This window comes from Thiomicrospira cyclica ALM1 (assembly GCF_000214825.1).
GTDB lineage: Bacteria > Pseudomonadota > Gammaproteobacteria > Thiomicrospirales > Thiomicrospiraceae > Thiomicrospira > Thiomicrospira cyclica.
On record NC_015581.1, the window covers coordinates 951,435 to 977,809 of the forward strand.

The following is a 26,375-nucleotide window of genomic DNA, read 5'->3' on the forward strand; positions in this document are numbered from 1 at the left end:
CTAGTGACCCCACTTTTGGCTCATAAACCACTGTATCGCAATCCAGGTACTGGCAACATTAAACCGCCCCTCAGCAACAGCCTGTTTGGCCTTAGTAAAATTTAAACGAATTAATTTTATATCTTCAACCTCATGACTGTTACCTGCAAAAGCTGGCAAATCTTGAGTATTAACGGGTGCAACAAATAAATGCAAAATCTCACTCGAACCTCCAGGACTGGGAAAAAACTGTCCAACAAATTCAAAACAGTCTGGCGCTAAAGTAACACCAGCCTCTTCAAGTACTTCACGCACCGCCGCATCCAGTGGCGTCTCACCTTCGTCAATCATTCCTGCAACGGGTTCGAGTAACCAAGCCTGCTGATCTTGAAAATGGGCTAAAGCCCCCGCTCGAAATTGCTCAACCAACACCAGTTCTTGTGTAGCGAGATCATAGAGGAGTACTACCACGGCTTCGCCGCGTTGGAACAGCTCACGGGTTATTGGCTTACTCATGCCCCCTTCATAGAGGCTATGGCAATAATGGAGTTGGTCTAAATGAAAGAAACCATCGTAGACGCGCTCAGCACTGATTAATTGCACGTTATAGTTCATCTTGGGTTAACTCTTTAATTTTCACCCGTTGCGTAATCCCACATAAAAGTTCATAACCGATTGTATTAGCGTGTTCTGCGACTTCATCAACCGATAAATTTGGCCCCCAAAGCTCTACAGGATCATTAAGCTTTATTTGCTGCGCATTTGCAGTGACATCAACGGTAATCATATCCATGGATACGCGTCCAACTAGCGAAAACCGCATGCCACTAATCAAGACTGGTGTCCCGTTAGTCGCATGACGTGGATAGCCATCGCCATAACCTACAGCAACTATTGCTAGGCAAGTTGTCTGTGAGGCCTGCCAAGTTTGCCCATACCCTACCCCTTCTCCAGCTTCAATCCATTTGAGGGCAATAACACGACTAGTAAGCGTCATTACCGGCTTAAAACGTTCTTTTTGAGATGCTAAAATGCCAGCACCATAGAGCATAATACCGGGCCTTACCCAGTTCAGGTGAGTTTGAGGTGCTGTTTGTATTGCAGCCGAATTGGCAAGGCTCAACTTATATTGATAGTTAGTATTGGCTGCTAATAATTGTTGATACTGATACTGATTGAAAGGCGTGTCGTCCTCGGCGCATGCGAGATGCGACATTAAATGGCATTTGAAGCGCGGTGCATGATGTTTAAGACGGAATAGCGCTTGGTGTAATCCTTCTTCATTAAAACCCAATCGGTGCATGCCTGTGTCAAGTTTCAACCACAAATGCAGCGGCTCTTTAATCGTTTGTGCTAACAACCAATCAACTTGATGATGACTATGCACCACCAAGTCCAAACGGTGCTGAAGAACCAGACTTAATTCCGATGCATCAAATAAACCTTCAAGCAACAAAATAGGATGTAAAAATCCAGCTTGCCTGAGTTGCAATGCCTCATCTACAGAGGCCACCGCAAAACCATCTGCTCTATTAAGTGCGCCAGCTACACGCAGCAACCCATGACCATAACCATTCGCTTTAATGACAGCCCAAATTCGTGAGTGTCCAACAAGCGCCTTGGTTTGAGCTAGATTATGCTGAAGTGCGCCTAAATTAATATGCGCTTCAATCGGTCGCGACATAAGAGACTTCTTTAAAAATGATTATCTTGATCAGGAAGGTTAATGAAGTTTTCAAAGCGAGTATATTGACCAATAAAGGTCAGTCTTAGCGTTCCAATAGAACCGTTACGATGCTTACCAATAATAATTTCGGCGGTGCCTTTATCTTCACTATCAGGATTATAAACCTCATCGCGATAAATAAAGATGATTAAATCGGCATCTTGCTCAATAGCACCTGACTCTCGTAAATCCGACATTACCGGGCGTTTGTTAGGGCGTTGTTCAAGGCTACGATTTAACTGCGACAAAGCGATAACAGGAATATTTAATTCTTTCGCTAATGCTTTTAAACCGCGTGAAATCTCAGAAATTTCGTTAACACGGTTATCAGTTTGTGTTGAGCCGCGCATTAATTGTAAGTAGTCAATAACTATTAATCCTAGTCCTTTTGCGTTAATAGCATCTAAATCTACCCCTTCTGCAATCGCTTCACGACGTTGTTTTTCACGCACATCCTTGTCGATACGCCTTGCTCGTGCACGTAACTCATTGATTGATAGTGCCGGCGTATCATCAATGAAAATTTGTGCTGATGATAACTTTGCTACAGCCGCATTCAGGTTACTCCAATCTTCAGGACCTAAGTCACCGGTCCGCATTTTTTTTGAATCAATGCGACCAATCGAACTTAGCATCCTTAGAGCTAACTGTTCTCCTGGCATTTCTAAACTAAACACCGCAACAGGTTCTTTTGAGCGCGTAGCGACATTTTCAGCGACATTCATCGAGAAGGTGGTTTTCCCCATTGAGGGGCGTCCAGCAACAATTAATAAATCACCCCGCTGCAAGCCTGCGGTCATATCGTCAAAGGCGGATAAATGTGTGGCGATACCGGTAATATTCCCTTCGGTATTAAAAATCTCATCTAAGCGAATCATGGCGCTACCAAGCAAATCATCAATTGTCATATATTGACGCTGTTTTCCGGCACCATGCTCTGCAATAGCCAAAACGCTAGACTCTGCCTGGTCAAGGATATCACGGGTGGTTGCGCCTTTGCTGTTATAACAACGATTAGCAATGTCATTTGAAGCCGCTATTAATTGACGAAGGATCGCCTTCTCTCTAACAATTCGAGCATAAAATAATGCGTTACTTGGACCTGGTGTGTTGGTTACTAAATCAATTAAATAATGCCGTCCACCGCAATCAGTTAATTGGTTCTGTGCTTCTAAATGACTGGTAAGCGTGACTAAATCCACCGCTGTACTTCGCTGAGCTAAGGTATGGATCGCTGAAAAAATACGCTGATGTTGTTTAGTATAAAAATCTTGTTCATTAATTAAACCAAAAACCTCATCGAAAATATCACCGGAGAGCATTAAAGCACCAAGAACTGATTGCTCAGCTTCTTCAGAGTGTGGTGGGATTTTAAAGATTTCGTTAGCGGGTGTTTTGGTCATGAGATAGATTTAACATTCCTTCAAGTTGAGACTATTATAAAGACATAGCAAAAAAAAACCGAGCTAAGCTCGGCTTTTTAATCAGATTACTGATTATTTATACAGCTGTGATTTCAACATTAATTGCTGCGACAACATCTGTGTGCAATTGAATGTCAATTTCAAAGGTACCAGTGGTACGCATAGGTCCTTGTGGCAAACGGACTTGACGACGTTCAACATTAAAACCTGATGCACTTAATGCATCAGCAATGTCTTGGGTGCCAACAGAACCAAATAATTTGCCTTCATCACCGGCGCTCGCTTCAACCTTAACAACCATACCATTAATTTTTTCATAAATGGCTTGTGCTGCGGCTAAAGTAGCTGCTGCTTGTTTTTCAAGCTCGGCACGACGAGCTTCAAACTCAGCTACGTTGTCTTTGGTTGCAGGCTTTGCCTTACCTTGTGGAATTAAAAAATTACGCGCGTAACCTGATTTAACAGTTACTTGCTCACCTAAACCACCTAAGTTTTGTACTTTTTCTAGCAGAATAACGTTCATTCTGAAATCCTTTAATTACTCGGCTCCCATCGGCTACGGAAATCACTAAAGGAATCCGCCATACCAATGATCGCTAATACTAAAACCGCTTGTGGAAACACAAGCAATAAAATATACATGCCAATTAGCCACCCGTTTGATGCCTGTTTAACAGCCACCGCATGATGGATAATTGCAATACCTTGAAACATTAAAATAACCGTGAGTAAACCAAACAGATTGCCTAATAAGCCACCAGACCACTCATTCATAAACAAACTGAGTGTCGCAACCCCGAATGTTGCCCAAGCAATTGACTTAGGAAGTGTCAAACGGTGAAAGTCCTTCTGGAATTGGCCTGGATAGTACAGAGATGATTGCAACCAACGCGCAACCAGTACCTGACCAAACCATAGCAAAGCCGCAAACATTGCTATTAGCATAGTGATCATGTGTGTCATTTGCTCAATCGTTTCCACGCTATAATTAACCCCAGCCTCTTTAAGGATAGGACCAGCAATTTCGTTAAACAAATTGAGCCACCATTGAGCAAGATCACCGATCATCAAATGCGCGAAAACCAAACCAGCACCGGCTAATAAAGCAGTTGCCTGAAGAGCCATACCCAATGAATTTGTATTTCGCAATACCACGGCAATCACCCAAATGGGCAACATAAACTCAATGATAACTACAAAACCCGGCGCATAACTACCACTCATCAAGAAGGTTAGGAGCAAATGAACAATAGCTGCGACAGCCATGGTCTTCGCACCTTCGACCACTCCAATTCGTAAGGTAATTAGCGCAATAACTATGCCTGCTAAAACCCCAATCGGACTAAAAAATATCGCCAAAATCGCCGCAATAACCGCTACGCCATAGGCTTGTAGCGGTCCTCGCATTATGAAATTGGCTAAGGCAATCATCGGTTTACCCGTTATTACTTGTGCTGATCAGTGTATGGCAACAAAGCTAATACACGAGCGCGTTTAATCGCTGTCGCTAGCTGACGCTGGTATTTTGCACTCGTGCCGGTAATGCGGCTAGGTACAATTTTACCTGTTTCAGTAATATACGCTTTCAAGGTATCTAAATCCTTATAGTCAATCTCTTTTACGTTTTCCGCTGAAAAGCGACAAAACTTTTTACGTCCAAAATTTCTAGCCATGTTACAACTCCTTAATTATTAAGCGCTAACCGCTTCGTTACGGTCTTCTTTCTTACCTGCCATTACTGATGGCTCAGTAATAGCTTCATTACGCTTAACAAACATATTACGTAATACGGCGTCGTTGTAATAGAATGCGCTATCAAGCTCATCTAGTGCCGCTTGAGTACATTCGATGTTCATCAAAATGTAATGCGCTTTGTGTGCTTTTTCAATGGTGTAAGCTAATTGGCGACGGCCCCAATCTTCTAAACGGTGAATTTTGCCACCGTCCTGCTCAATAATGGCGCGGTAACGCTCAATCATTGCAGGTACTTGTTCACTTTGATCCGGATGAACTAAAAATACTACTTCATAATGACGCATGGTCTCTCCTTATGGGTCTAAAGAGCTTCCTCAAAATAATAATTGTCTGAGTGAAGCAAGGAATTCGAGCAATTTACCCGAAAGGCGAGATTATAAAAGCTTAGTGCCCCATTTGCAAGGCAAAACAAGGTATTGATTGGTTTCAACTACAAAGCGTTTTTGAGGGAAGACAAACGATGGTTAATTTCATTTAAAACGGACAGTGGCTCTTTAGCTTGTGTAATGGGACGCCCAATCACCAAATAGTGAGAACCTGCCAGGATAGCCTTTTCAGGTGTCATTATACGATGCTGATCATCCACGGCATGACTATTCAAGCGAATCCCCGGCGTAACTAAGCGAAAATCTAGACCGCAGGACTGGCGTAACATCTCAGCTTCAAGTGCTGAACAAACTACACCATGGGCACCCGCTCCTTTAGCGAGCTGTGCCAAGCGTTTAACATTAGAGGCAATACTACCTTGCAGACCAATTGCCGCAAGCTGTTCTTCATCAAAACTTGTCAGGATTGTAACGGCTATTAATAACGTTGGATGACCTGATTGTTCGATGGCTTCTCTTGCCGCTGCAATCATTTTAGGACCACCTAAACTATGCACATTGAGCATCCATACGCCCATATCACTTAATGCACGACAAGCTTTAGCCACAGTAGTTGGTATGTCGTGATATTTAAGGTCTACAAAAACATCAAACTCACGCTGTTGTAGAGTTTTTACCAGTTCAGGCCCACCTAGAGCAAACAGCTCCTTACCAACTTTGAGTCGGCATTGCGAAGGTTCAAGTTGATCTACCAGAGTTAATGCCGATTGAGTTGATGGAAAATCTAATGCAACAATGACAGGTGATTTTATAGAGGTAGACATACTAGACACATCCAAGTAATCAAGGTGGTTTTGGGTTTTGCGTGAACTAACGTATGCTCAGCAAAGGATTAGGCGTATTTTCTGCAGTTGTAGGGGTTTGTTGAACTTCAGCCTGAGCTTCTAGGTGGTTAAGATTTTTTTTCAGTTGAAGTATTTCAGCTTCTTGGTATTTAAGCTTTTTATTCGATTTTTTTAAATGCCACTGGACCGACCAGAGTTTAGTACTCATTAATAGACCCGCTAAAAATAAACCGACTAAAAAGCTTAATGTAAGAAGGATCGATAAAGGAAGTGATGTTTGGTAAAAAAAGCTATCAAACATCACTAAATGTGGATTAAGTAATGCCATAGCAACGCCGAACAATAAAAAAATGGCAAAGCTAATTAAACTTACAATACGGCGCATGGCATCATCCTAATTAACACAATATATCGGCATGAAACTTAGATTCGTCGACACGTTCACGCAATTCTTTACCAGGCTTAAAGTGTGGAACACGCTTGTCTGATAAAGCTACCGTTTCACCCGTTTTAGGATTACGCCCTAAACGAGCTTGGCGGTGATGCAAAGAAAAGCTGCCAAATCCACGAATCTCAATACGATCACCAGCAGCCATAGCTGCAATCATAGCATCAACAATATGGTTTACCGCTAATTCAACATCGTTATGACTGAGTTGCGTTTGTTTACGAGAAATAAGTTCAATTAATTCTGATTTGGTCATCTTACAGACATTCCAAACAGTTAATCAATATAGATTGACTGTCATTAAAACAAAACCAGCTCATAATATGAGCTGGTTTGTTAGCGAACAGCGTCAGAATTATAACTGACCCTTCAATAAGTCACCTAAGGTATTAGATGCTGTATCTTGACTAGAGGTATACCCCTTAATCGCATCAGCTTCTTCTTGGGCATCTTTAGCTTTTACCGATAACGAAAGACTGCGGCTCTTGCGGTCAATATTAGTGATTTTAGCTTCCACTTCGTCACCTACTTTCAACACGCTTGATGCATCACGGGTATCTTCGTTAAGCTCAGACGCGCGAAGGTAACCTTCAACTTCGTCGGCTAAATCGATAACAGCACCCTTTTCGTCAACAGATTTTACTGTACCGGTTACGATACTGTTTTTGCCATTGGTTGCAACATACTGAGAGAAAGGATCTTGCTCTAATTGCTTAAGACCTAATGAAATACGCTCTCTTTCTGGGTCGATAGATAGAATAATAGTTTCTAACTCATCGCCTTTCTTGAAATCACGGATGGCTTCTTCACCATTTTGCGCCCAAGAAATGTCAGTTAAATGAACCAAACCATCAATACCACCATCTAGGCCGATAAAGATACCGAAGTCAGTGATTGACTTGATGTTACCAGAGATTTTGTCACCCTTGTTATGGGTTGCAGCAAAACCTTCCCATGGATTAACAGTACACTGTTTGATACTTAATGAAATACGACGACGATCTTGATCAACATCAAGAATTTTCACGCGCACTTCTTGACCCAAGTGAACCACTTTTGATGGGTGAATGTTGCGGTTAGTCCAATCCAGTTCGGATGTGTGAACCAGACCTTCAATGCCGTCTTCGATTTCAATGAACGCACCGTAGTCCGTAATATTAGCCACTTTACCGCCAGTTTCAGAACCGATTGGGTAACGAGCTACCATATCTGACCAAGGGTCCTCTTCCATTTGCTTCAAGCCTAGTGACACACGGTTACGCTCTTTGTCAAACTTAAGCACTTTAACTTCGATTTCATCACCAACCTGAACGATTTCAGATGGGTGATTAACACGACGCCATGCCATGTCAGTAATGTGCAATAGACCATCTACACCGCCCAAGTCAATGAACGCACCGTAGTCGGTAAGGTTCTTAACGATACCTTTAAGGACTGAACCTTCTTCCATATTCGCAAGAAGCGCTTCACGCTCGGCACTGCTTTCTTGTTCGATAACCGCACGACGTGACACAACCACGTTGTTACGCTTGCGATCAATTTTAACAAGCTTCATTTCAACTTCTTTACCTTCAAGGAAGCCGAAATCACGAATAGGACGTGTATCCACTAATGAACCTGGTAAGAAACCACGAACACCTTCAACATCAACGGTCAAGCCGCCTTTTACCTTACCAGTAACAAGGCCAACAACCGTTTCATTCTTCTCAACAGCCGCTTCCAAACGATCCCAGGTTTTAGCGCGTTTCGCTTTTTCGCGCGATAGACGCGTTTCACCAAAACCATCTTCCAGAGATTCAAGACAAACCTCAACCTCGTCGCCAACAGCAACTTCTAGGTTACCTTGGGCATCTTCAAACTGTTTTCTAGGAATAGCCGATTCAGATTTCATGCCAGCATCAACCATAACGGTTTCTTTATCGATGCCAACAACGGTGCCGATGATTAACGCACCCGATTGGAAGCGGTCAAGTTGAAGGGATTCTTCAAATAATTGTGCAAAAGTTTCGCTCATTAGTGGATTACCAAAATTTAATTTACATAGCCGATTAAACAATCAATTGGGGACAAATTTGTTTAGTCGGGTCAGTTAGTCTAGATTGATTCCCCAAACATCAATCAGATTAAAGTATTGCGCGTTGTTGCATAATTTCTGTTGATTTTTCAACCACTTGTTCGATATTTAACGACGTAGTATCAATCACAAAGGCATCATCTGCAGGGATAAGCGGTGCGACACTACGGTTGCGATCACGCTCATCTCTAGCCTCGATGTCTGAAATTATCTGATCTATGTTAGCAGTAAGACCTTGATTTTTCAACTGATTAACACGCCTTTCTGCACGAATTTGTGCCGATGCGGTTAAGAATAGTTTTAAATCTGCCTGTGGAAAAACAACCGTACCCATATCGCGACCATCCGCTACCAGGCCTGGTGGCTGAGCAAAGTCTTTCTGGCGTTGTAATAACGCCGCTCTAACCGACGGAATAGCTGCGACTTGCGAGGCCATAGCCGCGACTTCTTCATTTCTAATCTGCTGGGTAATATCATCCTGCGTATAATAAATCTTTCCGGTTTGAAACTGCACTGGCAGGCTTGCCGCCAATGCAACCAAATCGGCCTCATGATCCAGTGACAGCTTTTCGAGAATGACACCATAGGCCAGACTGCGATAAATGGCACCGCTATCTAAAAAATGAAAACCGGTCATCTGACATAAACGCTCACAAAGTGTTCCTTTGCCAACCCCACTCGGACCATCCACGGTAATAATTTTCAACACTAAGCCTCCTCTGCCGTCACCATCAAGCCAACGGATTGAGCCAGACTCACAAAACCTGGAAATGACGTATTCACATTCGCACAGTCATCAATTGCAATGGGTGCCACCGCTCGCAGACCAGCAACCGTCATGGCCATAGAGATACGGTGATCATGATGACTAATGATGGCCGCTGATTGTGCCTGCTGTTCGCCTCCAGTGATAATCATGCCATCAGGTGTGGGTTGCGCATCAATCCCAACGGCTTGTAAGGCATCAGCCATCACTTGAATACGATCCGATTCCTTCACACGCAGTTCTTCAGCACCCGTAAGCACCGTTTGCCCTTGCGCGGCTGATGCGGCCACAAATAGTACTGGAAATTCATCAATCGCCAAAGGTACTAAATGCTCAGGGATTACAACACCCTCTAACTGCGCAGCGCGAACATGAATATCAGCAACGGGTTCGCCACCTACTTCACGTTCATTTTCAAGCAGAATATCGGCACCCATTAATTTTAAAATATCAATAATGCCGGTGCGCGTAGGGTTAATACCCACGTGTTCAATAACCAGGTCTGATCCGGGTGCAATGGATGCCGCAACCATAAAGAAGGCTGCGGATGAAATATCGGATGGCACATCAATCTGGGTTGCTGTTAGCTTACCGCCACCGGTAATACGAGCTTCTGTGGCCAGATCATCCAATTTTCGACTGGTCACCTCATAGCCAAAACCACGCAGCATACGCTCGGTATGATCACGAGTCGGCGCTGGTTCAACCACGCGCGTCTCACCTTCGGCATAAAGACCGGCCAGCAATACACAAGATTTCACCTGCGCGCTTGCCATAGGTAAGTTATAGTCAATCGCCTTTAGCTGTGAAGATCCTTCAATAGTTAATGGCGGTAAACCTTTATCTTGACTGGTAATTTGAGCGCCCATTTGAGTCAAAGGGTCAATCACCCGCTTCATTGGGCGCTTACTGAGTGAAGCATCACCCGTTAGGGTACAAGTAAAATCTTGGCCAGCCACAATACCACTTAATAAGCGCATGGACGTGCCGGAATTACCCATATTTAAAGCCTCTTTGGGTTGCTTTAGGCCTTTCATTCCAACCCCTTGAATAATCACTTTACCCTGGTTTGGACCGCTGATGCTCACACCCATCGACTGAAAGGCTTTTAAAGTCGCCAATGCATCCTCACCCTCAAGGAAGCCGGTGACTTCTGTAACACCTTCGGCAAGCGAGCCGAGCATAATACTACGGTGAGAGATTGATTTATCACCGGGTACACGAATACGACCGCTTAACTTTCCGCCTGGCTGAACAATAAAACGTATATTTTTCATAGTCTTAATCTATACTTTTAAAATAAAATTGAGAATTTTATGGTGCGCGATTAACGATATGTGCATCACGCGCCGTTTTTGCTGCCGTGAATAATTGATGTAACTCGGTCGCATCTTGCTTATTTAGTAACTCAGCTAACTTATCGAGTTCGGCCTGATAGGCCTCAAGCCATTTTAGAATGGCACTATGATTTTGTATGGCAATGTCACGCCACATAGCAGCATCACTTGACGCAATTCGAGTAAAGTCACGAAAACCACCTGCGGTATATTGAAATACATTGCCTAATTCAGGATGTTCATTGAGCATATCGACTAAAGCAAATGCCAACAGATGCGGGAGGTGACTGGTTGCCGCAAATACTTCATCATGATAACTGGCCGTCATCATAGAAACCTGCGCGCCTACGGCTTGCCATAATTGACTGACCCGGGTTATAGCCTCTGTGTTGGTATGGGTCAGTGGAGTCAAAATAACTCGGTGCTGTTGATACAACTCACTGTCGGCCGCTTCTACCCCACTTCGCTCCCGACCAGCAATAGGATGACCGGGTACGAAATTAGCAGGACATTCACCCAGCAAGCCTGCTATCTCGGAAATAACACTCGCTTTCGCACTACCTACATCCGTAACTATCGCATTACGGCTCAAGTAGGGTTGAATACGCCTATATATAGGTGCGATGCTACCTAACGGCACGGCCAAAAGTACTAAATCAGCGTCAGCCACTGCCAAAGTTGGGTCCGACTCTGCGCGATCAATTACACCTAATTCAATGGCACGGATTAAATTGACGCGATTTCGACCACAGCCTACCACCTCATCAACCAAACCGAGCTGTTTAAGCTTTAGTGCAAAAGAGCTACCAATTAATCCGACACCAATGACTGTTAAACGTTGAAGGGTTTGCAATTACTTCACCTGCGCTAATGCCGTAATAAGGTGCTGATTTTCAGCTTCGGTACCGATAGAGATACGTAAGAAATCTGCCATACCATAATTAGCGACTGGACGAACGATCACCCCAAGCTGTAATAACTGTTGATTAATGCTAGCAGCCTCAGGCCCCATATTGACACACACAAAGTTACCCTCTGAAGGCAAAGGTGTATAACCCATATGTGTAAGTGCCGTTATCACTTTGCTACGTTCTTGTTTATTCAAAGCAACTGATGCCGCTACAAAGTCCTGATCGGCTAGAGCAGCCACGGCACAAACCTGGGATAACTCATTGACATTAAATGGCGCACGGATGCGATTCAACAAGTTCACAATATCTGGATGCGCTAACAAATAACCGACTCGTAATGCCGCCAAACCATAGGCTTTAGAAAAAGTACGGGTGACAATAACATTTGGATATTGATCTAATAGCGCTAAGCCTGATGGCGCATCATCACGCTCCACATACTCCAAATAGGCTTCATCGTAAACAACAACGACATTAGCAGGGACTTTTTGCATGAAGGCGGTTAACGCGTCTGCACTGAAAAAACTACCGGTTGGATTATTGGGATTGGCTAAATAAATCAGCTTGGTTTTTGAGGTGATCGCCGCCGCCATGGCATCTAAGTCATGACCATAGGCTTTAGCCGTTACTTGAATGGGCGTTGCGCCAATAATTTGTGCCGTAATGGCATAAACCGCAAAGGCATACTGCGAAAATATAACCTCATCGCCTGGGCCTGCAAAAACCCGACCCACAAACTCCAGCAGTTCATTAGAGCCATTCCCTACCATCACTTCAGGCATTGTCCGACACGTAAACTCGGCAATCGCTGCACGAAGATAGAAGGCATTGCCATCGGGATAGCGTCCAAGTGTTTTTAAAGCCAGTTTTGCAGCCTGCTCGACCTTGGCACTGACTCCAAGCGGATTCTCATTAGAAGCCAGCTTGGTTACACGAGATAAGCCGAGCTCACGCTGTAATTCAGAAACCGGCTTACCAGGAATATAGGGGCTAATTTTCGCGATATGCGGTAAGGCTTGGTCAACAATAGCCATCTTCTAAAACTCCTGAAATTAGTTAAGAGGCGACACTGGGTAAGAACCCAACAGTTTGAAAAATCGCGCATTCGCTTGTACTTCCGCTAAGGCCTCAGCAACAGCTGGATCTTGTTGATGACCGGTAATATCTATGTAAAACATGTAATCCCACTTTTGATCACTGGCTGGACGCGATACGATGCGGGTCATACTGATGTTGCGTTTCGCAAAACTTTCTAAGATTCGCAACAAGGCCCCTGCCTCATTGGCTAAAGATAAAATCATCGCGGTTTTGTCCTCACCACTAGGGGTCGGCGCGTGACGGCCTATGACCCAAAATTTGGTGGTGTTATTTTGCGCGTCTTCGATATGCGACTTTAGAATATGTAGCTGGTAGAGTGACGCCGCTTGCTCAGATGCGATAGCTGCCACATCAGCTTGCTCTTGTGCCATTTGAGCCGCTAAGGCATTAGAGTCAACTGCTTCCAACTTCACACCAGGCAAGTTATTACGCAACCAAGTGCGGCACTGTCCTAACGCCTGAGGATGGGCAAGAACCTTGGTTATGCCTTGCAAGTTTTTAGATTGCCCCAATAAACAATGATGAATCGGTAATTCCACCTCGCCGGTCACGGTTGCCTGCGTACATATTAAGCAGTCTTGAGTGGTGGTTACTGCGCCTTCCGTTGAGTTTTCTAATGGAACTACACCGTAATCAACCTGCTGGGTATCAACCACCTTAAATACATCTTCAATGGTTGATACAGGTACAGGTTGCGCAAAACTTCCAAACTGCTTCAGTACAGCGGCATGAGTATAACTACCTTCTGGTCCCAAATAAGCAACCCGTAAAGGCTGTTCTAAAGCTAAACACACTGACATGATTTCACGAAATAAGCGTGCCATATCATCATCAGATAGGACACTGGTGTTGCGGGCTTTCACGGCTCGTAATACTTGGGCTTCGCGTTCAGGACGATAAAAAACCGCCTCAACTCGACCACCTTGGGTTTTGATATCGGCGACCTGGTTGGCACACAAAGCACGCTGGGTAATTAAGGCCTGGATATGCTCATCAATCGCATCGATTTGCTGACGAATTTGCTGAAGTTGCTCGGCTTCCGTTGACACCCTTTCCCCCTTAAGCGTATCGATTTGCAAAATCACGCATAAAATCAATCAGCGCATCAACGCCTTCTTGTGGCATCGCATTATAAATACTGGCGCGCATGCCACCAACAAGCTTATGGCCTTTCAAATTAAGCAGGCCTGCATCTTTAGATTCTTTTAAGAAAGTGCTATCTAGAGACGCATCTTGCAATGTAAAAGGGACATTCATCCAAGAACGCTGAGACTTGGGCACAGGGTTAGTGTAAAAATCAATCGAATCAATCGCTTGATAAAGGCGGTGAGCTTTGGTTTGATTGTGTTCAGCCATGGCGGCAACGCCACCTTGCTCTTTAATCCAGTCAAACACCAGACCAGCTAAATACCAAGAATAGGTAGACGGCGTATTAAACATCGAGTCATTTTCGGCATAGGTTTGCCAATTAAGCAGGGTTGGCGTAATATCCCGCGCAGAGCCTACTAAATCGTCACGAACAATTACAATTGCCAGACCGGCTGGTCCGATGTTTTTTTGCGCACCGGCATAGATCATTCCAAACTGCGAAACATCAATCGGCCGAGAGAGAATGGTCGAAGACATATCAGCTATCAATGGAATGCCTTCAGGCACATTAGGCTGATTTAAAAACTCTACACCACCAATAGTTTCATTGGTCGTATAGTGAATATACTTGGCATTGGCCGAAAACTTCCATTCACTTTCATCTGGAATCATGGCGTGATTATCACACACCACGTTAACCTGCGCGTAGCGGCTGGCTTCTTTAATCGCCTTAGCCGACCACACACCCGTATTAAAATAATCAACTACATCACCGGTATCGGCTAGGTTTAATGGAATGGCACTAAACTGCATTGAAGCGCCACCGTGAACAAACAACACTTTATAGTTATCGGGGATAGCCATAATTTCACGCAATGTTTGTTCAGCGTGGTGTGCCATTGCCATATAATCTTGTGAGCGATGACTCATTTCCATCACCGACATACCAGTGCCATGCCAATCGAGAAATTCCGATTGCGCTTGCTGCATCACAGGTTCTGGCAACATTGCCGGACCCGCACTAAAATTAAAGGTACGCGTCATTATTAATCATTTTCCTGTTGTTGCGTGGATTCTTCGATATTGGCAACGGCTTCATCTGGGTTACCTTCGTCACTGAGAGTTACGTCTTCAAGCTCGATATCGTCTTCGTCATCAGACATATTTACGACCGCAATACCAACCACCCATTCATCTTTGCCAACATTAATTAGCTTTACACCTTGGGTGTTACGACCTACGACCGAAATTTCCGCCACACGCGTTCTTACTAGCGTGCCTTTGTTGGTGATTAAGACCACTTCCTGATCAGTTGTAACGGACACGGCCGAAACAACCTTACCATTACGTTCACTAGTTTTAATTGAAATAACCCCCTGACCACCGCGATTAATGGTTGAGTAATCTTCAACAGGCGTACACTTACCAAAACCATGTTCTGTCGCAGTCAAAATCAGGGTATTTGCTTGGGCAATTTGCATCGACATCACAGACTGACCTTCAGCCAGTTTCATACCGCGCACACCACGTGCTTGACGCCCCATCACCCGGACATCATTTTCATTAAAACGAATAGCTTTACCACCATCGGCAAACAACATCACATCCTGTTCACCATTGGTTAAGGCTGTGCCAACGAGTTCATCACCATCTAGCAAATCAAGGGCAATGATGCCATTTGCGCGTGGACGAGAAAAATCGATTAATTTGACCCGTTTAACGATGGCATGTTTAGTCGCCATAAATACAGAATGTTGTTCGTCAAACTCACTAACCGGCAAAATAGATGAAATACTCTCACCTTCATCCAATGGGAAGACATTTACGATCGGCTTACCACGCGCACCCCGCCCCGCCAATGGTAACTGCCAGGTTTTTTTCCAATAGAGCTTGCCACGATTAGAGAAGCACAACAACATATCGTGGGTGCTGGCAACCAAAATTTGACCAACCTCATCCTCTTCTTTCATCGCAGTAGCTGACTTGCCGCGACCACCGCGTTTTTGAGCACGATAATCACTCAATGGCTGGGTTTTGATGTAACCATCTTGTGAAAGTGTCACGATACGTTCTTCAACAGCGATTAAATCTTCTTCATCAAGATCTAGGTAAGCATGGTCAATCTCGGTACGACGGGTATCGCCATATTCGTCTTTCACCGCGATTAGTTCTTCACGTACCACTTCGGTTAAACGATCCGGATTGCGTAAAATCTCCAAGAATTCAAAAATTTTCGCAATCAATGCTTTGTATTCTTCAAGAATTTTGTCCTGCTCTAATCCTGTTAAACGATTAAGACGCATATCCAAAATCGCTTGAGCCTGAACCGCAGACAAACGATAGGTATCATCCGACACCATCCCAAAACCGGCGTCCAAATCCTCAGGTCGGGTGTCTTTCGGATCAACACGTTCTAAGAGTTGTAACACATGACCTGCTGGCCAATCACGAGCTAACATGCCTTCCTTAGCAATCTGAGATGTAGCTGATGATTTAATCAACTCAATCATTTCATCAATATTGCTCAGCGCGACCGCCAAACCTTCTAATAAATGCGCTTTTTCACGGGCTTTACGCAGTTCAAAAATCGTCCGTCTGGTGACAACTTCACGACGATGACGCACAAAGGCTTGAATAATTTCTTGTAAATTTAATAGCTTAGGCTGACCATTGATTAACGCCACCATGTTGATACCAAACACGGTTTGCATAGACGTTAATTTATAAAGGTTGTTAATCATTACATCGGCATTTTCACCACGACGAAGTTCAATAACAATGCGCATACCATCTTTGTCTGACTCATCACGCAGCGCCGTAATCCCTTCAATTTTCTTTTCTTTGATTAACTCTGCAATGCGTTCAATCAGCTTCGCTTTGTTAACCTGGTACGGGATTTCATTAACAATAATGGCTTGTTTGCCGGACTTATCGGTTTCAATCAAGGTTCTTGCGCGAATCTGGACACGACCGCGCCCTGTTTCATAAGCTTCGCGAATACCGCGCGTACCATTAATAATGCCATGGGTTGGAAAATCAGGCCCTGGTAAATGCTCAACCAAACCGGCAATATCAATATCTGGGTTATCAATAAAAGCAATACAAGCATTAATCGTTTCGGTAAGGTTATGAGGAGGTATATTGGTTGCCATCCCCACCGCAATACCAGCTGAACCATTAACCAATAAATTAGGAATACGGCTTGGCAGTACGTTGGGTTCCGATTCTGAACCATCATAGTTAGGCGTAAAATCAACGGTTTCTTTATCAAGATCTGCTAACAACTCATGAGCAATTTTCGCCATACGTACTTCGGTATAGCGCATAGCCGCAGGGTTATCGCCATCAATCGAACCAAAGTTACCTTGGCCATCGACCAACATATAACGCAATGAAAAAGGCTGAGCCATACGAACAATAGTGTCGTAAACCGCGGTATCACCATGTGGGTGATACTTACCAATCACATCACCAACCACACGCGCCGATTTTTTATAAGGTTTATTGTAATCGTTGTGCAACTCATTCATGGCAAATAGCACGCGCCGATGCACAGGCTTAAGCCCATCACGAACATCGGGTAACGCTCGGCCAATGATGACACTCATGGCATAACTTAAATAGGATTGTTGCATTTCCTCTACTAAGGAAATGGGATGTATTTCACGTGCAAATTCCGACATGCCGCATCCATTTTGATTTAGTTTGACATAAATATGAATTATAACCTATTTCTTCACAATATCCCCAGCTCTAGAGCCAGAAAAAAAGACAAGTTAGCTGAGTTTCGCTAAACTATCTGCTCGCTTAACGCTTTGAAGGATGCGAATATGCCACATTCAGTGAATGTTGATGAGCAAGAAATTAATCATTTTAATCAACAAGCCCATCAATGGTGGGACCCAAATGGCCAGTTTAACGCCTTACATAAGCTCAATCCCTTGCGGATGGATTTTATTCAACAGCATCAGACCTTAATGGCTAAACAGGTTTTAGATGTCGGTTGCGGTGGCGGCATCCTCTCTGAAGCCATGGCGCAAGCCGGGGCAGAAGTCACTGGACTAGACCTAGCGGCCGACCTATTGCAAATTGCGCGGCTTCATGCACTAGATACGGGTGTCAACGTCCATTATGTATTAGACGATGTTGCAAAACATGCCCAAAGCAATTCAGCACAGTACGATATGGTCACCTGCATGGAAATGCTCGAACACGTCCCCGACCCACAAGCTATTCTTCATGCCTGTGCACAAGCTGTTAAACCAGGCGGCTGGGTATTTTGTTCCACGCTTAATCGCTCCAACAAGTCCTTGCTTTTAGCCGTCATTACTGCCGAGTACGTGTTAAATCTTGTACCACGCGGCACACATCACCATGATAAGTTTATTAAGCCCAGTGAGTTAACGCAAATGGGTCGTGAAGCAGGCCTGGTGATGCAAAAAACCGCAGGAATGGAATTTAATCCTATTTTAAAACGCTATCGTCTTAATGATGATTTAAGTATTAACTATCTAATGGCTTTTCAAAAGCCTCTTAACCCAGCATCCTAGAGCTAACGAATGAGTAAACCTTTTGATTGTGTGTTATTTGACCTCGATGGTACGTTGTTAGATACCTCGTATGACTTTAGTTATGCCTTAAATCTGCTCTGCGAGCAACATCAATTGACTCCGCCAAGTTATGATGTGGTACGCAATACCGTATCTCAGGGCGGTGCGGCAGTGACAGCCCTCGCCTTTAGCCCTGATAACCCAGCGAAATTTGAGCAACAACGACAAGCGTTTCTTGCGCTCTACAAACAGCACATTAATTTACATACCCATATTTTTCCTGGCTTGTTAGCAGGCCTGGTACACCTTACCAAGCATAATATGCCCTGGGGCATTGTCACCAACAAACCGCAAGGTTTAACCGAACACCTGTTGAGTTTTTTCGAATTTCCTACGCCACCCAAAACCGTGATTTGTGGCGATACCTTAGCGGTGCGCAAACCCCATCCGGAGCCTATGTGGTTGGCAGCGCAAGAATGTGGTGTCGATCCCAAGCGTTGCTTGTATCTTGGTGACCATCCTCGAGATATTGAAGCAGGTATGAATGCCGGCATGCAAACCGGTGCGGTCTTGTTTGGCTATATGTCGGCAGAAAAAATGACCAACTTGGCGCAAGCCGATCATATTTTTCGCACTCCTTACGACATAACAAAATTTTTAACAGAACGGGTTAAGTAATGGATTTACAACAACATTCAGAAACTATGAAGACATTTTTAATTACCGGTGCCGCGCATGGCTTAGGTCGCGCACTCGCGCAACACTTGCACAACGAACAGCATCAGTTAATCCTAATTGATAAGGACCTAAAAGCCTTAAACGCGCTCTATGATGAATTAGATACGGCTGGTTGGAACAATGTGTATTTATTTCCAATGGATCTCGCCGGTTCGGCTCAGGCAGAGTTTGAACAGTTACAACAAGGCTTAACATCATTTGCCTCACTGGATGGCGTGTTTTTGAATGCCGGCATTCTTCCTGCACTGACCCCTATTGAACACTTTGACCCGCTACAGTGGTATGAAGTGCTGCAAACCAATTTAAATGCCAACTTCCATCTCATTCAAACTTGTTTGCCTAAGTTACAAGCCGTTAATCAGCCTAATAATCCGGCTAACCAGGCGTGGTTGGTGGCGATTTCTGATCAAGCGATTAGCCAGCCGCAAGCTTACTATGGTGCCTATGCCGTCGCAAAAGCCGGTTTAGAGCAATTGGTGAAAATGACCGCCAAAGAAAACGACCGTATTCAAGGCATCATCGCTCGCCTACCGCCACTAGCCGGTCATTTCCGTAGCAAACTATTTCCTGGTGAACCGCCCTGCCAAAATGAAACGGTTGAATCGGCTGCGGAACGAATTATCTTGAGCTGCTCAAAGCAGGCGCAGCATGCCGATATCGAGGTGCTTTAACCATGAATATTATCGATTTCGCAATTATGCTGTGAGATTTAAATCCCTGCAACCAACATATCGACAGCTGACAAGATAACATCTCGATAGCTTTCAACTGAAATGACAGACTCACTTAATTGCTTTTTTGAAACCGAAGTTAACAAGTGAGTCATCAATACATAATCGGTTTGATTAAGCTGAATAACAGGCGTGAGTCGCTCTAAACATTTATTAACCAACTCAAGTGGCGATAATGGAATAACAACTCGCGTATTCAAATCAGCCAATAACTCATGCTGGATATCGATAAAAAAAGGATAAACAATGTTTGAAGTTTGGTTTTCATTTTTATAAAGAATGAATTGCCCCATCACAACACCCTATGCTCGTCGGAGAATAAGCCGTGTTTATCGGTAAAGTCATTCATCGCATTGATAGCAGAACGATTTTGATTTAACCAATTATCGCGTGCTTTTTGTTTCAACTTCTCTAACAAAGCTTGTTCCAAGGTTGCAGAAATATTGATATTTTCAGCGCGTGCCTTGGCTAACAAATCAGCATTTAAACTCACATTCGTTGGTTTTTTTACCGCTGTTTCGTCAAATAAATAAGACATACAAACCTCACATACTAATGCGCATAAAATATGCGCACTAGCTAAATTAACAGATTCTACTTCAGTAAGCTAGCCTACTTGCGTTTTAATTGTGCGAATTTATCCGCTAAGGTACCGAAGCTGTTATTGGGTGTTGTTGCAGGTGACTTGGCGTGTTGTTGATATGTTTTTTTCGCCGATGCAGCTTGCGCCACCAGACCCGGAGAACTAGCCGTTTGATTGACCACCGGACTAGTCTTCATCGACAAACTAATGCGCTTACGGGCGGCATCAACCTCTAATACGGTCACCTTCACTATCTGCCCCGCTTTCACCACCTCACGTGGATCGCTGACAAAGGTGTTCGACAGATGCGAAATATGCACCAGCCCGTCTTGATGCACCCCGACATCTACAAAAGCGCCAAAATGCGTCACATTGGTGACCACACCTTCCAACACCAGGCCTGGTGTTAAGTCGTTTATTTCAGTAATCGCGTCATTAAATTGTGCGGTTTGAAAAGTCGGCCGAGGATCACGCCCCGGTTTTTCCAGTTCAACTAAAATATCACGTAACGTCGGCAAGCCAATATTATCAGTGACAAAATCCTGAATCTTAATTTGTTTAATCAACGCGCTTTGACCAATCAAATCACCGACTTTTACCCCTAAACGCTGCGCCATTTGTTCAACAATCGCATAGGATTCCGGATGCACCGCCGATTGATCCAGCGGATGCTCACCCTGTCGAATGCGTAAAAACCCGGCACATTGTTCAAAGGCTTTCGGCCCCAATCGCGGCACTGTTTTCAGTTGCTTACGATTACGAAACGAACCGTTATGATCGCGCCAAGCCACAATATTTTTGGCCAAAGTCGATGATAAACCGGACACATAACTCAACAAGGCACTGGAAGCGGTATTTAAATCCACCCCGACCGAGTTGACACAATCCTCAACCGTGGTTTGCAAGGATTGCGCCAACGCAGCTTGATTGACATCATGCTGATACTGCCCGACGCCAATCGCTTTCGGATCGATTTTCACCAACTCCGCCAATGGGTCTTGCAAGCGTCGACCAATCGAAATCGCACCACGAATCGTCACATCCAACTCAGGGAATTCCTGCTGCGCGATCTCGGATGCCGAATAGACCGACGCTCCCGCCTCCGATACCACCACTTTTTGGGTCTGGCTTAATTTAAAGTCTTTTAAGGTTTCCGACACCAGCTGCTCGGTTTCGCGTGACGCCGTGCCATTACCAATGCTCACCAATTCAACCCCATAGTCTTTAATCAACTTAGCCAACTGCTGTTTACTTTGATCCCATTGGTTTTGTGGTGCGTGCGGATAGATCACCGCTTGATGGAGAAACTTACCGGTTTGATCCACCAGCGCTAATTTCACCCCGGTGCGATAACCCGGATCCAGTGCCAGCGTGACTTTAGCACCCGCCGGTGCGGCAAGTAACAAGTCTTTTAAGTTCTGTGCAAAGACCTCAATCGCGACCTGTTCGGCTTGATCACGCAAGCGGCTAAACAATTCGTTTTCCAATGACTTCGCCAATTTTAATCGCCAGGCCTGGTGAATAATTTGACTAAAAAAGATCTGGCTGGGCAAACGTTCAAACTGCAACTGATGGAATTGCTGAATTCTGGCTAAAAACGGATGCGATGCCGAAGACTCAACATCAGGCAAATCCAATTTAAGGCGCAAAACCCCGGCTTGCTCACCACGAAATAACGCCAGCGCACGGTGCGATGGGATTTTATGAACCGGCTCAAGATAGTCGTAATAATCTTTAAATTTTTCGCCTTCGTCCACCGCTCCGCTGACTAACTGGCTGGTGACCACACCTTCACGCCATAGGGTTTCGCGTAACTCGGCTACCAGGCCTGGTGCCTGCGACAACTGTTCCGTTAAGATGTCCTGCGCACCGCTTAATGCCGCTTCAGCGGTTTCGATGCCCTTCTCAGGGTTAATATAGGCCTGCGCTTCGTTTAGCGGATCAAGTTGCGGATTGGCCAATAATGCCTGCGCCAGCGGGTCAAGCCCCGCTTCTTTGGCTTTTAAGGCTTTCGAGTTGCGGGTGAGTTTGTAAGGGCGATAAATGTCTTCCAACTCGGTTTTACTAAAGGTGTTTTCCACCGCACTTTGCAGTTCCGGGGTGAGTTTTTGTTGCGCCGCCAAGCTTTTGAGAATGGTTTGTTTACGCTCATGCAGACTGGTTAAATACCCCAAACGAATTTCGAGCTGACGTAACTGATTATCGTCCAAGCCTTGGGTGACTTCTTTACGATAGCGCGCGATAAACGGCACCGTTGCGCCCTCGCTGAGTAAGGCAATCGCTGCCGCCACTTGATTGGGTTTTACCTTTAATTCCTCGGCAATAATTTGCGCAAAATTTAAATGGTCCATAGGTGTCCTTTGATAACAAAAACCCCGTAAAAACGGGGTTTTAAGTTAACGCAATCTGCGTCGTTTCTGTTCAGCGTAATGCGACTATTAAGCCGGACGCATATGCGGAAATAATAAAACATCCTTGATGCTCGCCGCGTCGGTGAACAGCATCACCAGCCGGTCGATACCGATGCCCTGTCCGGCCGCCGGTGGCATACCGTGCTCTAATGCAGTGATAAAGTCGGCATCGTAATGCATGGCTTCATCATCGCCGGCATCCTTAGCGCGAACTTGATCCATAAAACGCTCGGCTTGGTCTTCGGCATCGTTTAATTCAGAGAACCCATTGGCCAGTTCACGCCCACCGATAAACAATTCAAAACGGTCGGTAACAAACGGATTCGCGTCATTACGACGTGCAAGCGGTGATACTTCCGCTGGATACTCGGTGATAAAGGTCGGGTCCATTAAACGATGTTCAACGGTTTCTTCGAAAATCTCGGTTTGAATTTTGCCTAAGCCATAACCAGGCCTGATGTCGATTTTTAGTTTTTCCGCTAACGAAATGCAATATTCGATGTCATCAAGGTCTTCAACCTTCACACCTTCGTTATACAGGGCAATCGAATCTTTCATGGTGATTCGGGCAAACGGCTTATCAAAGTGAAATACTTGACCTTGATAAGGAACCTGGCCAGAACCCAGTACCATCTGAGCCAATTCTTTAAACATCTCTTCGGTGTAATCCATCATATCGATGTAGTCGGCATAGGCCTCATAAAACTCGACCATGGTGAACTCCGGGTTATGGCGGGTGGACAAGCCTTCATTGCGGAAATTACGGTTAATCTCAAACACCTTTTCAAAGCCACCGACCAACAAACGCTTAAGGTAAAGCTCTGGCGCAATACGCAAATACAGCGGCATATCCAACGCATTGTGGTGGGTCACAAAGGGCTTCGCCGATGCGCCGCCCGGAATCACCTGCATCATTGGGGTTTCGACTTCCATAAAGCCTTTACGCACAAAAAATTCACGCATCGCATGAATCACTTTTGAGCGGGTTTCAAAGGTTCTGCGGCTTTGCTCAGACATAATCAAGTCTAGGTAACGCTGGCGATAACGGACTTCTTGATCTTGCAAACCATGGAACTTATCCGGTAGTGGGCGCAAAGCCTTGGTTATCAGCTCAATCGATTCAACGTGAATCGATAATTCATCAGTATTGGTTTTAAACAAATACCCACTCACTCCAACGATGTCGCCCAAATCCCATCTTTTAAATTGCTCGTTGTAAAAACCTTCCGGCAATTCATCACGAGTAACATAGGCTTGAATACGACCGCTCATATCTTGCAAGGTGGCAAAGCTGGCTTTACCCATAATGCGACGCAACATCATGCGGCCGGCAACCTTTACACGCACCGGCTCCATGGCGGCTAACTCATCTTTGGTTTTATCGCCGTAGGTGCTTTGTAAATCCTGTGCTAACACATCACGACGGAAGGTATTCGGATAAGCCTGCCCTGCTTGACGCAAGCCGTCTAATTTGGCGCGGCGCTCGGCAATGATTTTGTTTTCGTCTAGCTCAGGCGTGTTTGAAGATGTTGATTGCTGTTCTGACATGTTCCATTCCTAATTTTGTCTGTTGTTCACTACAGGGATACGATGATATTCAATCTTTGGTGCTTTCGCCTTGAGTAAGGCGAAAGTACAAAATGGAAGCACAAGTCTGACCTCGTATCGCTCTAGTTACCTATTTAACTACAAACCGGCCTTTAAGCTGGCTTCAATAAACTGATCTAAATCGCCATCCAGTACGGCCGTGGTATTGCCGGTTTCAACGCTGGTGCGCAGATCTTTAATCCGTCCAGAATCGAGTACATAAGAGCGAATTTGACTGCCCCAACCGATATCCGACTTCGAGTCTTCCAGCGTCTGTTTTTCACTATTGCGTTTTTGCATTTCCAATTCATACAGCTTGGCACGCAATTGTTTGAAAGCTTCGTCTTTATTCTGATGTTGCGAGCGGCCATTTTGACATTGCACCACGGTATTGGTTGGCAAATGGGTAATACGCACTGCAGATTCGGTTTTGTTAACGTGCTGACCACCCGCGCCACTGGCGCGGTAAACATCAATGCGCAGGTCAGCCGGGTTAATATCGATCTCTACGTTATCGTCCACTTCTGGTGAAATAAACACCGATGCAAACGAGGTATGACGCCGATTGCCCGAGTCAAACGGGGATTTCCGCACCAAACGATGAACACCGGTTTCGGTACGCATCCAGCCATAGGCATAGTCACCCACCACATGAATGGTCGCGCCTTTAATGCCGGCCACTTCACCGTCAGACACTTCTAACACCTCTGCCTTAAAGCCTTTTGACTCAATCCAGCGCAAATACATGCGTAACAACATACTCGCCCAATCTTGCGCTTCGGTACCACCTGAACCTGACTGGATTTCCAAATAACAGTTATTGGCATCCATTTCACCGGAGAACATACGCTGAAACTCTAATTCATCGAGTTTTTGCTGTAAATCAGCAAGCTCGTTTTCAACCTCGCCAACCATGGCTTCATCTTGATCCATTTGAGCCATTTCAAGCAACTCTTTACAAGCGTCCAAACCACCGATGAGATCATCTAAAGTGCCAACAATATTGTCTAGCTGAACTTTTTCTTTACCCAAGGATTGGGCACGCCCTGGGTTATCCCAAATTTTGGGATCTTCGAGTTCGCGACTCACTTCTACCAGGCGTTCTGACTTGGTTTCATAGTCAAAGATACCCCCTAAGCACTTGACTGCGGTCGGTGTAATCTTGAATGCGGTTGTATAGCGGATTCAGTTCCATAGCTTAACTTTATAACTATTTTTAAAGCGCGAATGATAGCACTTTTCTGCTATTTTGTCCTAAGGATTCAACCGGAATGACCGTAATCCTTAGAGACCAAATTCATTGCTGAGGATAGAAAAATGACCAGTATTAATCCCGTTTCAAAAGCTCTTCCCAGCTTAGCACAAAATAATTCCAGTGCTAGCGCCAACAGTCCAGCAAAAAAAGCTTAAATCAAGCACAAGAAAAATCCGCTGGTCAAGCACCAGGCCTGGTTATGAATGTTGGCGATATGGAGCAACAAGCCTCAAAAGAAAACGCGCGTATTCAAGCACAAGTAAGCATTGTTCAACACTTGTTTGGCGATAAAAGCAAAGTTGATCAGAACGCGTTAAAAATTCTATTTCAAGAGGCGATTGATCAAATTAACCAAGCCCTTGAAGCAGATTTAGGACCTGATGCGATTAGTGCCGAAAAGCTGGCTGAACAAGGTTGCAAGGACTATTGGTCTCCGGAAAATACCGCTGGACGAATTGTACAAGGCACCACCGCCATGTTTGAAGCTTTTAGAACGACTAATCCTAAATTGGATGATGAGGCAGCCCTCGACCGTTTTATAAAGGATATTGGTGGTGGTATTGAACAAGGCTTTCAACAAGCCAGAGACATCTTAACTGGTTTTGGCGTTTTTGATGCTGGCATTAAAGATAATGCGGAAAAAACTTATAAGTTGGTGCAGCAGGGTTTGCAAGACTTTAGAGCGCAGCAGCTTGATAAAATGCGGACTGAATAACTTAATAGTCATTCAAGTCTTCTAATT

The 26,375-nt window shown here is 44.7% G+C and carries 27 protein-coding genes; 4 read left to right on the plus strand and 23 right to left on the minus strand.

Annotation, left to right across the window (positions count from 1 at the left end):
* From THICY_RS04150 to gyrA, 18 genes are all read right to left on the minus strand, one after another.
* Positions 1-594, minus strand: coding sequence for an NUDIX domain-containing protein (locus THICY_RS04150; RefSeq protein WP_013835354.1), 594 nt, complete (start codon positions 592-594; stop codon positions 1-3).
* Positions 584-1,663, minus strand: coding sequence for an alanine racemase (gene alr / locus THICY_RS04155; RefSeq protein WP_013835355.1), 1,080 nt, complete (start codon positions 1,661-1,663; stop codon positions 584-586). Before alr ends, THICY_RS04150 begins: the two co-directional genes overlap by 11 nt.
* Before the next feature lie 11 nt (positions 1,664-1,674).
* Positions 1,675-3,108 carry a replicative DNA helicase gene (dnaB, locus tag THICY_RS04160; protein WP_013835356.1) on the minus strand — a complete coding sequence of 478 codons (1,434 nt, stop codon included), beginning with the start codon at positions 3,106-3,108 and terminating at the stop codon, positions 1,675-1,677.
* A 97-nt stretch (positions 3,109-3,205) separates the two neighbouring features.
* Positions 3,206-3,652 (minus strand): 50S ribosomal protein L9, encoded by a 447-nt coding sequence (rplI, locus tag THICY_RS04165; protein ID WP_013835357.1) that lies wholly within the window; start codon positions 3,650-3,652, stop codon positions 3,206-3,208.
* A gap of 11 nt (positions 3,653-3,663) precedes the next feature.
* On the minus strand, positions 3,664-4,560 hold the full coding sequence (locus THICY_RS04170) for a DUF2232 domain-containing protein (RefSeq protein WP_013835358.1): 897 nt from the start codon (positions 4,558-4,560) through the stop codon (positions 3,664-3,666).
* A gap of 14 nt (positions 4,561-4,574) precedes the next feature.
* Positions 4,575-4,802 carry a 30S ribosomal protein S18 gene (rpsR, locus tag THICY_RS04175; protein ID WP_006460283.1) on the minus strand — a complete coding sequence of 76 codons (228 nt, stop codon included), beginning with the start codon at positions 4,800-4,802 and terminating at the stop codon, positions 4,575-4,577.
* An 18-nt stretch (positions 4,803-4,820) separates the two neighbouring features.
* The gene (gene rpsF, locus THICY_RS04180) at positions 4,821-5,168 is read right to left on the minus strand and encodes a 30S ribosomal protein S6 (protein ID WP_013835359.1); all 348 of its coding nucleotides are present in this window, start codon (positions 5,166-5,168) and stop codon (positions 4,821-4,823) included.
* 146 nt (positions 5,169-5,314) lie between these two features.
* Entirely contained in the window at positions 5,315-6,034 is a 720-nt protein-coding gene (gene pyrF, locus THICY_RS04185) for an orotidine-5'-phosphate decarboxylase (RefSeq protein ID WP_013835360.1), read from the minus strand.
* A 46-nt stretch (positions 6,035-6,080) separates the two neighbouring features.
* Entirely contained in the window at positions 6,081-6,440 is a 360-nt protein-coding gene (locus tag THICY_RS04190; RefSeq protein ID WP_013835361.1) for a LapA family protein, read from the minus strand.
* 13 nt (positions 6,441-6,453) lie between these two features.
* Positions 6,454-6,759, minus strand: coding sequence for an integration host factor subunit beta (locus THICY_RS04195; RefSeq protein ID WP_013835362.1), 306 nt, complete (start codon positions 6,757-6,759; stop codon positions 6,454-6,456).
* A 99-nt stretch (positions 6,760-6,858) separates the two neighbouring features.
* Positions 6,859-8,517: a 30S ribosomal protein S1 gene (rpsA, locus tag THICY_RS04200; protein WP_013835363.1), complete on the minus strand. Its 1,659-nt coding sequence runs from the start codon at positions 8,515-8,517 to the stop codon at positions 6,859-6,861.
* Between the two features lie 109 nt (positions 8,518-8,626).
* Positions 8,627-9,286, minus strand: a complete 660-nt coding sequence (gene cmk, locus THICY_RS04205) for a (d)CMP kinase (RefSeq protein ID WP_013835364.1) — start codon at positions 9,284-9,286, stop codon at positions 8,627-8,629.
* Entirely contained in the window at positions 9,286-10,620 is a 1,335-nt protein-coding gene (gene aroA, locus THICY_RS04210) for a 3-phosphoshikimate 1-carboxyvinyltransferase (RefSeq protein ID WP_013835365.1), read from the minus strand. The genes cmk and aroA overlap by 1 nt, the downstream gene beginning before the upstream one ends.
* A 37-nt stretch (positions 10,621-10,657) precedes the next feature.
* A complete protein-coding gene (locus tag THICY_RS04215) occupies positions 10,658-11,533 on the minus strand; it encodes a prephenate dehydrogenase (RefSeq protein WP_013835366.1) in 876 nt (291 codons plus the stop codon).
* On the minus strand, positions 11,534-12,625 hold the full coding sequence (hisC, locus tag THICY_RS04220; protein ID WP_013835367.1) for a histidinol-phosphate transaminase: 1,092 nt from the start codon (positions 12,623-12,625) through the stop codon (positions 11,534-11,536).
* An 18-nt stretch (positions 12,626-12,643) separates the two neighbouring features.
* Positions 12,644-13,738 (minus strand): prephenate dehydratase, encoded by a 1,095-nt coding sequence (gene pheA / locus THICY_RS04225; protein ID WP_013835368.1) that lies wholly within the window; start codon positions 13,736-13,738, stop codon positions 12,644-12,646.
* A gap of 10 nt (positions 13,739-13,748) precedes the next feature.
* Positions 13,749-14,822: a 3-phosphoserine/phosphohydroxythreonine transaminase gene (gene serC, locus THICY_RS04230; protein ID WP_013835369.1), complete on the minus strand. Its 1,074-nt coding sequence runs from the start codon at positions 14,820-14,822 to the stop codon at positions 13,749-13,751.
* A gap of 2 nt (positions 14,823-14,824) precedes the next feature.
* Positions 14,825-17,461: a DNA gyrase subunit A gene (gyrA, locus tag THICY_RS04235; protein WP_013835370.1), complete on the minus strand. Its 2,637-nt coding sequence runs from the start codon at positions 17,459-17,461 to the stop codon at positions 14,825-14,827.
* Between the two features lie 147 nt (positions 17,462-17,608).
* Here gyrA and ubiG point away from each other — a divergent pair, with 147 nt between their 5' ends.
* From ubiG to THICY_RS04250, 3 genes are read left to right on the plus strand one after another with little or no spacing between them, the layout of a single operon-like run.
* Positions 17,609-18,328 (plus strand): bifunctional 2-polyprenyl-6-hydroxyphenol methylase/3-demethylubiquinol 3-O-methyltransferase UbiG, encoded by a 720-nt coding sequence (ubiG, locus tag THICY_RS04240; protein WP_013835371.1) that lies wholly within the window; start codon positions 17,609-17,611, stop codon positions 18,326-18,328.
* 9 nt (positions 18,329-18,337) lie between these two features.
* Positions 18,338-19,006: an HAD family hydrolase gene (locus THICY_RS04245; protein ID WP_013835372.1), complete on the plus strand. Its 669-nt coding sequence runs from the start codon at positions 18,338-18,340 to the stop codon at positions 19,004-19,006.
* Positions 19,006-19,737, plus strand: coding sequence for an SDR family NAD(P)-dependent oxidoreductase (locus THICY_RS04250; RefSeq protein ID WP_013835373.1), 732 nt, complete (start codon positions 19,006-19,008; stop codon positions 19,735-19,737). Before THICY_RS04245 ends, THICY_RS04250 begins: the two co-directional genes overlap by 1 nt.
* Before the next feature lie 38 nt (positions 19,738-19,775).
* Here the strand turns inward: THICY_RS04250 and THICY_RS04255 are convergent, their stop codons facing one another.
* The 5 genes from THICY_RS04255 to prfB all read right to left on the minus strand — a co-directional run bounded on the left by THICY_RS04255 (position 19,776) and on the right by prfB (position 25,573).
* Positions 19,776-20,090, minus strand: a complete 315-nt coding sequence (locus THICY_RS04255; RefSeq protein WP_013835374.1) for a CcdB family protein — start codon at positions 20,088-20,090, stop codon at positions 19,776-19,778.
* Positions 20,090-20,335, minus strand: a complete 246-nt coding sequence (locus THICY_RS04260; RefSeq protein WP_013835375.1) for a type II toxin-antitoxin system CcdA family antitoxin — start codon at positions 20,333-20,335, stop codon at positions 20,090-20,092. The genes THICY_RS04255 and THICY_RS04260 overlap by 1 nt, the downstream gene beginning before the upstream one ends.
* 74 nt (positions 20,336-20,409) lie before the next feature.
* The gene (locus THICY_RS04265) at positions 20,410-22,731 is read right to left on the minus strand and encodes a Tex family protein (protein ID WP_013835376.1); all 2,322 of its coding nucleotides are present in this window, start codon (positions 22,729-22,731) and stop codon (positions 20,410-20,412) included.
* 87 nt (positions 22,732-22,818) lie between these two features.
* Complete coding sequence (gene lysS, locus THICY_RS04270) at positions 22,819-24,339, minus strand: lysine--tRNA ligase (RefSeq protein ID WP_013835377.1); 1,521 nt, start codon at positions 24,337-24,339, stop codon at positions 22,819-22,821.
* A gap of 138 nt (positions 24,340-24,477) precedes the next feature.
* Positions 24,478-25,573, minus strand: a protein-coding gene (prfB, locus tag THICY_RS04275; RefSeq protein WP_013835378.1) for a peptide chain release factor 2 whose coding sequence is annotated in 2 segments (ribosomal slippage) — positions 24,478-25,500 and positions 25,502-25,573 — 1,095 coding nt in all. Because the reading frame shifts where the segments join, the coding sequence is not laid out codon by codon here.
* 259 nt (positions 25,574-25,832) lie between these two features.
* Between prfB and THICY_RS04280 the strand changes: the two genes are divergently transcribed.
* Positions 25,833-26,348, plus strand: a complete 516-nt coding sequence (locus THICY_RS04280) for a DUF5610 domain-containing protein (protein WP_013835379.1) — start codon at positions 25,833-25,835, stop codon at positions 26,346-26,348.
* The last annotated feature ends 27 nt before the right edge of the window (positions 26,349-26,375 follow it).

What these genes read in the sequence shown, in the direction of transcription:
- ubiG (WP_013835371.1), top strand. Translation starts at nt 17,609, where the DNA reads ATGCCACATTCAGTGAATGTTGATGAGCAAGAAATTAATCATTTTAAT.
- THICY_RS04250 (WP_013835373.1), top strand. Translation starts at nt 19,006, where the DNA reads ATGGATTTACAACAACATTCAGAAACTATGAAGACATTTTTAATTACC.
- THICY_RS04265 (WP_013835376.1), bottom strand. Translation starts at nt 22,731, where the DNA reads ATGGACCATTTAAATTTTGCGCAAATTATTGCCGAGGAATTAAAGGTA.
- THICY_RS04170 (WP_013835358.1), bottom strand. Translation starts at nt 4,560, where the DNA reads ATGATTGCCTTAGCCAATTTCATAATGCGAGGACCGCTACAAGCCTAT.
- alr (WP_013835355.1), bottom strand. Translation starts at nt 1,663, where the DNA reads ATGTCGCGACCGATTGAAGCGCATATTAATTTAGGCGCACTTCAGCAT.
- THICY_RS04190 (WP_013835361.1), bottom strand. Translation starts at nt 6,440, where the DNA reads ATGCGCCGTATTGTAAGTTTAATTAGCTTTGCCATTTTTTTATTGTTC.
- hisC (WP_013835367.1), bottom strand. Translation starts at nt 12,625, where the DNA reads ATGGCTATTGTTGACCAAGCCTTACCGCATATCGCGAAAATTAGCCCC.
- THICY_RS04195 (WP_013835362.1), bottom strand. Translation starts at nt 6,759, where the DNA reads ATGACCAAATCAGAATTAATTGAACTTATTTCTCGTAAACAAACGCAA.
- serC (WP_013835369.1), bottom strand. Translation starts at nt 14,822, where the DNA reads ATGACGCGTACCTTTAATTTTAGTGCGGGTCCGGCAATGTTGCCAGAA.
- THICY_RS04260 (WP_013835375.1), bottom strand. Translation starts at nt 20,335, where the DNA reads ATGTCTTATTTATTTGACGAAACAGCGGTAAAAAAACCAACGAATGTG.
- THICY_RS04245 (WP_013835372.1), top strand. Translation starts at nt 18,338, where the DNA reads ATGAGTAAACCTTTTGATTGTGTGTTATTTGACCTCGATGGTACGTTG.
- pyrF (WP_013835360.1), bottom strand. Translation starts at nt 6,034, where the DNA reads ATGTCTACCTCTATAAAATCACCTGTCATTGTTGCATTAGATTTTCCA.
- THICY_RS04255 (WP_013835374.1), bottom strand. Translation starts at nt 20,090, where the DNA reads ATGGGGCAATTCATTCTTTATAAAAATGAAAACCAAACTTCAAACATT.
- aroA (WP_013835365.1), bottom strand. Translation starts at nt 10,620, where the DNA reads ATGAAAAATATACGTTTTATTGTTCAGCCAGGCGGAAAGTTAAGCGGT.
- rpsF (WP_013835359.1), bottom strand. Translation starts at nt 5,168, where the DNA reads ATGCGTCATTATGAAGTAGTATTTTTAGTTCATCCGGATCAAAGTGAA.
- rpsA (WP_013835363.1), bottom strand. Translation starts at nt 8,517, where the DNA reads ATGAGCGAAACTTTTGCACAATTATTTGAAGAATCCCTTCAACTTGAC.
- lysS (WP_013835377.1), bottom strand. Translation starts at nt 24,339, where the DNA reads ATGTCAGAACAGCAATCAACATCTTCAAACACGCCTGAGCTAGACGAA.
- rplI (WP_013835357.1), bottom strand. Translation starts at nt 3,652, where the DNA reads ATGAACGTTATTCTGCTAGAAAAAGTACAAAACTTAGGTGGTTTAGGT.
- THICY_RS04280 (WP_013835379.1), top strand. Translation starts at nt 25,833, where the DNA reads ATGAATGTTGGCGATATGGAGCAACAAGCCTCAAAAGAAAACGCGCGT.
- gyrA (WP_013835370.1), bottom strand. Translation starts at nt 17,461, where the DNA reads ATGTCGGAATTTGCACGTGAAATACATCCCATTTCCTTAGTAGAGGAA.
- THICY_RS04150 (WP_013835354.1), bottom strand. Translation starts at nt 594, where the DNA reads ATGAACTATAACGTGCAATTAATCAGTGCTGAGCGCGTCTACGATGGT.
- rpsR (WP_006460283.1), bottom strand. Translation starts at nt 4,802, where the DNA reads ATGGCTAGAAATTTTGGACGTAAAAAGTTTTGTCGCTTTTCAGCGGAA.
- dnaB (WP_013835356.1), bottom strand. Translation starts at nt 3,108, where the DNA reads ATGACCAAAACACCCGCTAACGAAATCTTTAAAATCCCACCACACTCT.